Origin of the sequence: Crenobacter luteus, assembly GCF_004345725.1 — a bacterium.
GTDB classification, from domain to species: domain Bacteria; phylum Pseudomonadota; class Gammaproteobacteria; order Burkholderiales; family Chromobacteriaceae; genus Crenobacter; species Crenobacter luteus.
In genome coordinates, this window is the sequence record NZ_SLXG01000005.1 from 1 (window position 1) to 8,772 (window position 8,772).

An 8,772-nucleotide genomic window follows, 5' to 3' on the forward strand; every position below is an offset into this window, starting at 1 on the left:
GCTCTTCCGTGAACCGCTTCTTCAAGTCCGTTCTCCTCGTATAAAACGAACTTTACTAAGTTTCAGGTGGCCCTGTTTAGGGGGAGCAGGTCATGGGCACCGAGATGCTGCAGTTCAGCGCCAAGGCGGAAAACAACCCGCTGGCCAAGCGCAAGCTCCACCCCGAAAACCTGTTCTCCGCCGCCATCGAATTCACCCTCGAGATGGAAGACGAGCAGCCCGGCAAGGCGCTGCTCGAGGGCTTCAGCGCCAAGATCAAGGGCATCGTCGCCGGCTTCAAGAAGAGCAGCGACGCCAACTTCACCGAGATCCAGCAGGCTATCGAAGTCATCGCCGAATCTCAGCGCGAGGTGCTCGAGAAATTCGCCGCGCTGCCGCAAGGCCCGGACCTCAAACCGCTGCAGGAACAGGTAAACCAGCTCTCTGCCGACCACGCCAAGCTGGTCAAGACGCTCAGTCAGCAGCCGGACGGCCCCGCCCGCGACCGCACCCCCGGCGGTGCCACCACCATCACCACCGACTGCTGATCGCCCATCGGACAACCACGGAGCCCCACATGCGCAATACGACCCGTCAGCAATACAACAAATACCTGTCCGCCATCGCTCAGCTCAACGGCGTTGATATCGACGCCGTGATCAGCAAATTCTCGGTCGATCCGACCGTGCAGCAGACCCTCGAGTCCAAGGTGCAGGAGTCCAGCGCCTTCCTGAAGGCGGTCAACATCATGGGCGTCACCGAGCAGGAAGGCGAAGCGCTCGGCCTCGGCATCTCCGGCCCGATCGCCGGCACGCAGAACACCGACGACGGCGAACGCCAGACCCGCGATGTGCTTGCGCTCGACGGCACCGGCTACCGCTGCGAACAGACCAACTACGACACCCACGTGAAATACGCCACGCTGGATTCCTGGGCCAAATTCCCCGACTTCCAGACCCGCCTGCGCGACGCGATTGTCCAGCGCATCGCGCTCGACCGGATGATGATCGGCTTCAACGGCGTCAGCCGCGCCGCCACCAGCAACCGCACCGCGAACCCGCTGCTGCAGGATGTCAACATCGGCTGGCTGCAGAAGCTCCGCTCCACCGCTCCGCAGCGCTGGATGAAAGAAGGCGCGACCGCCGGCAAGATCAAGGTCGGCGCCACCGGCGATTACAAGACGCTCGACGCCCTTGTCTACGACGCGGTCAGCAATCTGATCGAGCCGTGGTTCCGAGAGGACACCCAGCTCGTCGCCATCACCGGCCGCCAGCTGATGGCCGACAAGCTGTTCCCGCTGGTGAACACCATCCAGGCGCCGACCGAGCAGAAAGCCGCTCAGGACTTGATCGTCAGCCAGAAGCGCCTGGGCAATCAGCAGGCCGTGCAGGTGCCCTTCTTCCCCGCCAACGCCATCCTCATCACCCGCCTCGACAACCTGTCGATCTACTGGCAGGAGGGCAGCCAGCGCCGCAGCGTGATCGACAACCCGAAGCGCGACCGCATCGAAACCTACCAGTCGAGCAACGACGGTTTCCTGCTCGAGGACTACGGCTGCGCCGCCCTGATCGAGAACATCGAGCTGGAGTAAGCCATGCCGACCCCCGCACAAGCTCACTACCTGCGGGTCTCCGCTGCCCAGGCCTCGGCCGCGGCAGCGGGCGAGGCGCCGCCCGAGAACGCTTCGGCCTACGAACTGATGCTGCTCAAGCTCGCCGAGGACCGCCGCCGCCTGAAGGACATCCAGTCCATGGAAGCCAAGGCCGAGCTCAAGCGCAAGCTGCTGCCCGACTACGCGCCATGGATCGACGGCGTCCTCGGCGCGGGCAAGGGCTCCCAGGACGAAGTGCTGATGACCGTGATGCTGTGGCGCATCGACGCGGGCGACTACGCCGGCGCGCTCGACATCGCCGAGTACGCCATCCCGCACAAGCTCGTCATGCCCGACCGCTACCAGCGCACTACAGCCACCACCGTGGCGGAAGAAATCGCCGACGCGGCAAAGCGCGCCCGCGATGGCAAACAGCCCTTCGACATCGGTGCGCTGCAGCGCTGCCAGGCGCTCACCGAATCGGAAGACATGCACGACCAGGTGCGCGCCAAGTTGTTCAAGGAGATGGGCCTGCTGTACGCGGCCATGGCGGACGACGGGCCGCCTGTCGGGCTCGACCTTGGCCACAAACAAGCGGCTCTCCAGTACCTGCAGCGCGCGATCCAGCTGTACGACAAGGTCGGTGTGAAGAAAGAGATCGATCGCCTCGAGCGCGAGCTGAAGAACAACGCCGCCACCGGCGGCTAACCGAGCGTACCCCGCGCACCAGGGCGGCAGGGGGTGGCGACAGCCTCGTCTGATCAAAGCCCCCTCCACCGCCCCCACCCGGAGCCGACATGCTGATCCAACCCGCAAACCCGCCCGCCGCCGGCAACGCCACTGACGGCAGTCCGATCCATTCGGGCAGCTTCTGGCCGGAGCTCGACCCGGCCACCGCGCGCGGCGCCATGCGCCTCGACGGCACCGCCTCCGCCGAGCGTCTGCGCGGTGCGCTCATCGAGGCGATCGCCGACGTCAACAGCGAGCTGGCCGACTGGCGCCGTAGCCGGCAAGCCGAGGGCTACACGACGTTGGCCGAGGTGCCCGCCGAAGAAGTCGACGGCGCCTCGGTGCTGGTTCAGCGCTGGCAGCGCGCCGTGCAATGCCGGGCGGCAGCCAACCTCACCGAGCGCTACCGCAGCTTCGACAGCACCGCGGCCGGTCACAAGCAGGCCGACGAGCTCGACACCACCGTCGACGACCTTCGCCGCGACAGCCGCTGGGCGGTCAGCGACATCCTCGGCATCGGCCGCACCACCGTCGAGCTGATCTGATGCGCATCACCGCCATGCAGGGCGACACCGTCGACCTGATCTGCGATCGCCACTACGGGCGCACCGCCGGCATCACCGAGGCGGTCTACCAGGCCAACCCCGGCCTCGCCGACATCGGGCCGATCCTGCCGATCGGCACCCCGGTGACCCTGCCCGACCTACCAACCCAACCGGCTGAAACCACCCGCCAGCTGGTCAACCTCTGGGACTGAAAATGGCCGAACCCGCTTCCACCTCCGCCGCATCCGCCGCACTGGCTGGTGCCAGCCTGCTGGCGCTGTTCCCCGGCCTCGATGCCGGCGCCGTGCTCGGTGCCTTCGCCGGCGCCGCCGTGTTCGTCATGTCCAGCAACGAGCTGAGCAACCCCAAGAAATTCGGTTTTCTCTGTCTCGCGATCGTGGCGGGCCTGATCGCAGCCCCGATGGCGGCCGCCTTGCTTGCCACCGTTCTCCCCGACCGCGTCCAGGTATCGGCGGGAGTGGGCGCGCTGATCGCGTCCGCCCTGGTGATCAAGATCCTGATCTGGCTGATCAACAAGGCCGACAACCCGGCCGATCTGCTTTCGGGCCTGAAAGGAGGCGGCAAATGATCGACCTCCAGATCGTCAACGCCGTCCTGTGCGCAGCCTGCTGCCTGCGCCTGATCCTGTTCGCGCGTAGCGGCGGCACCCACCGGCCGTGGGCCAGCGCCCTCGCCTACCTGCTGATCGTCGCCTTCGGCGCCATCGCGTTGCTCGCCCTGTTCGGCCGCGCGCCCGCCATCGGCTGGCCGCAGCTGGTGATCAACATGGTGGTGATCGCCGCCCTGTTCTCGGTCGACGGCAACGTGATCGAGCTGTTCCGGCCGGCCAGCGACAACCGGCAATCCCTCATCCTGCGACTGCTCCGGAGAGAGAAATGGATCTGACCCTCAGAAAAGGCGACCACGGCGCCGCCGTTCAGGAGCTGCAGCGCAAGCTCAACGCGCACGGTGCCAAGCTGCTGGTCGACGGGTGGTATGGCGAGGCCACGGAAACGGCGGTCGCCACCGTACAGCGACGGGCCGGCCTCGTCGTCGACGGTATCGCCGGGCCGAAGACGCAGGAGGTTCTGCGCGGCGAACGGCGCATCGTCAGACTGCGCGAGGCCGACCTGGTCGCCGCCGCCGAACGGCTTGGCGCGCCGCTGGCCAGTATCAAGGCCGTGAACGAGGTCGAGAGCCGCGGCTCCGGCTTTCTGGACGACGGCCGCCCGGTGATCCTGCTCGAGCGCCACGTCGCCTACCGGCAGGCCTCGGCCAAGGGGTTGGATGCCGCAGCCCTGCTGCGCCGCTATCCGAACCTGGTCAATACCGCGCGCGGCGGCTACGTCGGCGGCCCGGCCGAATGGGCTCGCTTCGACAATCTGCGCAGCGTCACTACGCAGGCAATCGCGATCGAGTCCTGCAGCTGGGGGCTGTTCCAGGTGATGGGCTACCACTGGGACACCCTGGGCTACGCCAGCGCCGAAGACTTCCAGCGGGCGATGATGGCCAGCGAGGCGAACCAGCTCGGTGCCTTCGTTCGTTTCATCGAAGCCGCCCCGGCCCTGCTAAAGGCGCTGAAAGCACGACGCTGGGGCGAGTTCGCCCGCCTCTACAACGGCCCCGCCTACAAGGAAAACCTGTACGACGCCAAGCTGGCGGCGGCCTACGCCAAGTACAGCAAGGGAGAAAGGGTAGCGGCATGAGCAGTATCCGCACCAAGCCCATGGAGAAAATCGCACGATGACCGACATCTACGACCGCGCCCAGGAGCTCGAGCAGCGCCAGCGCGAGGAGGCACTCGCCAGACAGGCGGGCCGGCAGCGCGCCGGCGCCGGCCTCAGCCACTGCGAGGACTGCGGCGACGAGATCCCGCAGCAGCGCCGCGAGAAAGTGCCCGGCTGCACCCGCTGCGTGTCCTGCCAGTCCGACGTCGAAAAGGCCTGCCGCCGATGAACAAGCCCGCCCGTTTGCGTGCCGCCCTCGAGGCGGCCTTGCCCTACCTGGTGCAGGATCCCGATCGCCTGGTGATGTTCATCGAAGGAGGGCGAATCTCCACGGGCATGGGGAAACCCTCCTTCGAGTACAAGTACACGCTGACGATCGGCCTCCTCGACTTCAACCTGCACCCCGACAACGTGATGATCCCGGTGCTGCAGTGGATCCGCGCCAACGAGCCCATGCTGCTGCAGAACGCCGATAGCGCGCGCGAGGCGATCACCTTCGACGCCGAGTTCTTCAACCACAACAGCTACGACCTCAAGCTGCAGCTGAAGCTGTCCGAACGCGTCCACGTCACCGGCGATGGCGCCGGCCTCACCGCCACCCACCTCGGCGAGCCCGAGCTCGGCGAGACGTTCTACCTGGAACGACTGCGCGTCTACGCCAACCAGGATCTGGTCTATGACAGCGAGGACGTTTGAGAGCGAGCTCGCCGGTCTGCTGTCCAGCCTGGACGGCAAGAGCCGGCGCCAGCTGGCGCGGGAAATCGCCACGCAACTGCGCCAAAGCCAACAACGGCGCATCGCCTCGCAACTCAACCCTGACGGCACGGCCTTCGCCAAGCGCAAGCCGCAGGTTCGGGACAGGAAAGGCGCGATCCGACGCACCATGTTCCGCAAGCTGCGCACGGCCAAGTACCTGAAGATCGAGACCAGCGACACCGCCGCCGTGGTGGGCTTCATCGGCGCAGTCGAGCGCATCGCCCGCGTCCACCAGTTCGGCCTGCGCGACCGCGTTCAGCCGGGTGGACCCGAAGCGCAATACCCCGCGCGCCAACTGCTCGGCCTCACCGAAGACGAAATCGAGGCCATCCGCGACGCCGTACTGGCCCGCCTCTCCGCCTGATATCGGCTCCCGCTTGTGCCAGCGTCTGGCACTAGGAGCCGCCCACCACCGACCGGCGCGCGCGCGGCACACTCGCCGCATGGACCAACTCGCCGACCTCATCCGCCGCATCGAATCGCTCATCCGCTACGGCACCATCGCCGAAGTGCAGATGACGCCGCCACGCGTGCGCGTGCAATCCGGTGGCCTGACCAGCGACTGGCGACCGTGGTTTGCGCCGCGCGCAGGAACCACCATCGAGTGGGATCCGCCCACCATCGGCGAGCAGTGCATGCTGTTCAGCCCGAGCGGCGACCCCGCTACAGCTGTTGTCCTGGTCGGGCTGTTTTCCGACGCTCACCCGGCGCCATCGAGCAGCCCCGACGAGCATCTGCGCACCTATCCGGACGGCGCGCGCATCCTCTACAACCACGCAACCGGCGCGCTCGAGGCAACCGGAATCAAAACCGCTCTCGTCCAGGCTGCCGAGAAATGCATCGTCGACTGCCCGGAATCCGAGTTCACCGGCAACGTGCTGGTGCGCGGCACGCTGACCTACCTAGGCGGGCTGAACAACGCAGGCATGGGGACCGGTGCCACCATCAGCGGCCCGATCGATCACGACGGCGACTACCAGCACCAAGGCACGTTCAACAACACCGGCAGCGTCGTCAGCAACGGCGTCACGCTGCACACGCACAGCCACCCCGGCGACAGCGGCGGCACCACGGGGGCGCCGCAATGAGCTCGCGCTACATCGGCCTCAACGCTACCACCGGACAGCAGTTGTCCGACCTCGATCATATCCGCCAGAGCATCGGCAAGATCCTGACCACCCCGATCGGCTCCCGCGTCATGCGCCGCGACTTCGGCAGCCTGATTCCCGACCTGATCGACAAGCCGCTCAACGGCAAAACCCGCATGCAGGTGATGGCGGCCAGCGTCATGGCCATCAGCGCCTGGGAGCCGCGCGTCGACCTCGTCAGCGTCATGCTGCAAGGCGGCACCTCACCGTCCGACCTCGCCGTCGACCTCGAGCTCGCCCGACGTGACGGCCCGACCGCCGGCAAGCCCACCAAGCTGACAGTCCCCCTGAAAGCCTGACCATGCCGATCGACCTCACGCAATTGCCGCCCCCGAAACTAGTCGAGGAAATCGACTACGAGACCCTGCTGCAGCAGAGAAAGCAGCGGCTGATCGCAGCCATGCCGGCCGACCTCCGCGACGCGGTGGCCGCCACCCTGGAGCTCGAGAGCGAGCCGCTCACGATTGAGCTGCAGGAAAACGTCTACACCGAGATGATTCTGCGCCAGCGGATCAACGAGGCGGCCAAGGCGTCGATGCTCGCTTACGCGACCGGCTCCGACCTTGACCACCGAGCCGCAGACTACGGCGTCGAGCGGCTGCTGGTTTCGCCAGCCGACCCCGATGCCGTGCCGCCGATCGAAGCGGTGTGGGAAAGCGACGAGCGGCTGCGCCACCGCTGCCAGCTCGCGCTCGAAGGGCTGTCGGTCGCAGGCAGCCGTGGTGCCTACCTGTTCCACACCCTGTCGGCCTCGGCCGACGTACTGCACGCCAGGGTCGTCTCCCCCGAAGATGGGTTGGTGCGAGTCTATCTGCTCGATCGGCGCGGCACTGGCGTACCCGACCAGGCGCTGCTCGACACGGTTCGGGAAGCGCTGTCGGCAGAGACCGTTCGGCCCTTGTGCGACACCGTCGAGGTAGTCCCCGGCCAACCCAACCCCTTCGTCGTCGACGCTGCGCTCGAATTCGAGGACGGCGCAGCCGCAGCGGCTGGCGGCCTGGACGCGGCACGCACCCGGCTGGACACGATGCTGACCGGGCGACTGAAGCTCGGCGGTTCCGTGCCCCGCTCGGCCATCTACGCCGCGCTGCAAACCGCCGGCGTCAGCCGCGTGACGCTGACCAACCCGGTCGCCGATGTCGATTGCAGCGACGGTCAATACCCGCAAGCAACCGCCATAACCCTGAGCTGACGCGATGAGCCGCCAACTGCTGCCGCCCAACCGCACACCACTCGAGGCCGCCCTCGCCGATGCCGGCGCCTTCTCCCTCGACCCGACACCCCTGCGCTGGCTGGCCGACGCCGGCCGCTGCCCGGTCGAGTTCCTGCCGTGGCTCGCCTGGGCGCGCTCGGTCGAGGGCTTCGACGCGGCCGACACCGAGGAAAAACAGCGCGCGCTGATCCGCCAGGCGGTCGACATCCACAAGCGCAAGGGCACCGTCGCCGCCGTGCGTGACATCTTCCGCGCGCTCGGCCTCGGCGAAGTAACGATCGAAACCGGCCGTGCCGGCTACCGCCGCGACGGCACCCGCCGCCGCACCGCATTCAACAAACGCGGCACGCGCGCCGAGGGCTGGGCCGAGTACCGCGTCGTCTGCTACAGCCGCCTGACCGTGCAGCAGGCGGCGATCGCACGCGCCATGTTGGCCGACATCGCGCCGGCACGCTGCCACCTGTTCGAGCTGGACTTCAGACAAGCCGCCCTGACCCGCAACGGCCTCGCCAAGCGCGACGGCAGCTATACGCGCGGCACGACCTAAACCGGAGAAACCCATGGGAAACCTGATTGAAACCGCGACCTGGCCGGCCGGCGTCCCTTACTTCGAGGCCGACGCCATCCTGACCGGCGGCCCGGATTGCCCGGACAACATCCCGATCCAGGCGCTGACCAACCGCACCGCCTTCCTCAAAAAACAGCTCGACGACGCTGTCAGCGGCGCGCTGACCGTGATGTACGCCAACCGGCTCAAAACGGCGCGCGCGATCTCAATGACCGGCGACGGCACCTGGTCGGTGTCGTTCGACGGCAACGGCAACGTCACGGCGGCGATGACGCTGGCCAACACCGGCGTCGCTGCCGGCGCCTACACCAAGGTCACCATCGACGCCAAGGGGCGCGTCACGTCGGCGACCAGCCAGACGGCCGCCGACATCCCGGCGCTCGATTGGGGCAAGATCACCACCGGCAAGCCGACTACCCTGGCCGGCTACGGCATCACCGATGCCAGCGTAGCCAATCTGACCGACACCACCATCACCGCCCCCGCGGCTGGACACCTGCTGCGCTGGAATGGCAG

General features: G+C 67.2%; 15 protein-coding genes and 1 pseudogene. All 16 read left to right on the top strand.

Going from position 1 to position 8,772, the window contains the following annotated elements; translation table 11 throughout:
• The first annotated feature begins 92 nt into the window (after positions 1-92).
• Positions 93-527: a GPO family capsid scaffolding protein gene (locus EV683_RS04500; protein WP_243694710.1), complete on the top strand. Its 435-nt coding sequence runs from the start codon at positions 93-95 to the stop codon at positions 525-527.
• 29 nt (positions 528-556) lie between these two features.
• Positions 557-1,570 carry a phage major capsid protein, P2 family gene (locus tag EV683_RS04505; protein WP_131861980.1) on the top strand — a complete coding sequence of 338 codons (1,014 nt, stop codon included), beginning with the start codon at positions 557-559 and terminating at the stop codon, positions 1,568-1,570.
• Positions 1,571-1,573: 3 nt separating this feature from the next.
• Complete coding sequence (locus EV683_RS04510) at positions 1,574-2,278, top strand: phage terminase small subunit (RefSeq protein WP_131861981.1); 705 nt, start codon at positions 1,574-1,576, stop codon at positions 2,276-2,278.
• Between the two features lie 89 nt (positions 2,279-2,367).
• The gene (locus EV683_RS04515) at positions 2,368-2,844 is read left to right on the top strand and encodes a head completion/stabilization protein (protein ID WP_131861982.1); all 477 of its coding nucleotides are present in this window, start codon (positions 2,368-2,370) and stop codon (positions 2,842-2,844) included.
• Entirely contained in the window at positions 2,844-3,056 is a 213-nt protein-coding gene (locus EV683_RS04520) for a tail protein X (RefSeq protein ID WP_131861983.1), read from the top strand. Before EV683_RS04515 ends, EV683_RS04520 begins: the two co-directional genes overlap by 1 nt.
• 2 nt (positions 3,057-3,058) lie before the next feature.
• Positions 3,059-3,433 carry a putative holin gene (locus EV683_RS04525; RefSeq protein WP_131861984.1) on the top strand — a complete coding sequence of 125 codons (375 nt, stop codon included), beginning with the start codon at positions 3,059-3,061 and terminating at the stop codon, positions 3,431-3,433.
• Positions 3,430-3,750 (top strand): phage holin family protein, encoded by a 321-nt coding sequence (locus EV683_RS04530; protein WP_131861985.1) that lies wholly within the window; start codon positions 3,430-3,432, stop codon positions 3,748-3,750. The genes EV683_RS04525 and EV683_RS04530 overlap by 4 nt, the downstream gene beginning before the upstream one ends.
• Positions 3,741-4,550, top strand: a complete 810-nt coding sequence (locus EV683_RS04535) for an N-acetylmuramidase domain-containing protein (RefSeq protein WP_131861986.1) — start codon at positions 3,741-3,743, stop codon at positions 4,548-4,550. The genes EV683_RS04530 and EV683_RS04535 overlap by 10 nt, the downstream gene beginning before the upstream one ends.
• Positions 4,551-4,587: 37 nt before the next feature.
• Positions 4,588-4,800, top strand: a complete 213-nt coding sequence (locus EV683_RS04540; protein WP_131861987.1) for a TraR/DksA family transcriptional regulator — start codon at positions 4,588-4,590, stop codon at positions 4,798-4,800.
• The gene (locus tag EV683_RS04545) at positions 4,797-5,267 is read left to right on the top strand and encodes a phage tail protein (protein WP_131861988.1); all 471 of its coding nucleotides are present in this window, start codon (positions 4,797-4,799) and stop codon (positions 5,265-5,267) included. The genes EV683_RS04540 and EV683_RS04545 overlap by 4 nt, the downstream gene beginning before the upstream one ends.
• Positions 5,248-5,691, top strand: coding sequence for a phage virion morphogenesis protein (locus EV683_RS04550; RefSeq protein ID WP_131861989.1), 444 nt, complete (start codon positions 5,248-5,250; stop codon positions 5,689-5,691). The genes EV683_RS04545 and EV683_RS04550 overlap by 20 nt, the downstream gene beginning before the upstream one ends.
• Before the next feature lie 79 nt (positions 5,692-5,770).
• Positions 5,771-6,415, top strand: a complete 645-nt coding sequence (locus EV683_RS04555; protein ID WP_131861990.1) for a phage baseplate assembly protein V — start codon at positions 5,771-5,773, stop codon at positions 6,413-6,415.
• Positions 6,412-6,774: a GPW/gp25 family protein gene (locus tag EV683_RS04560; RefSeq protein ID WP_131861991.1), complete on the top strand. Its 363-nt coding sequence runs from the start codon at positions 6,412-6,414 to the stop codon at positions 6,772-6,774. Before EV683_RS04555 ends, EV683_RS04560 begins: the two co-directional genes overlap by 4 nt.
• Before the next feature lie 2 nt (positions 6,775-6,776).
• Positions 6,777-7,667, top strand: coding sequence for a baseplate assembly protein (locus tag EV683_RS04565; protein WP_131861992.1), 891 nt, complete (start codon positions 6,777-6,779; stop codon positions 7,665-7,667).
• Between the two features lie 4 nt (positions 7,668-7,671).
• A complete protein-coding gene (locus EV683_RS04570) occupies positions 7,672-8,235 on the top strand; it encodes a phage tail protein I (protein ID WP_131861993.1) in 564 nt (187 codons plus the stop codon).
• A gap of 13 nt (positions 8,236-8,248) precedes the next feature.
• Positions 8,249-8,772, top strand: a pseudogene (locus tag EV683_RS14245) (hypothetical protein); the annotation flags it as partial.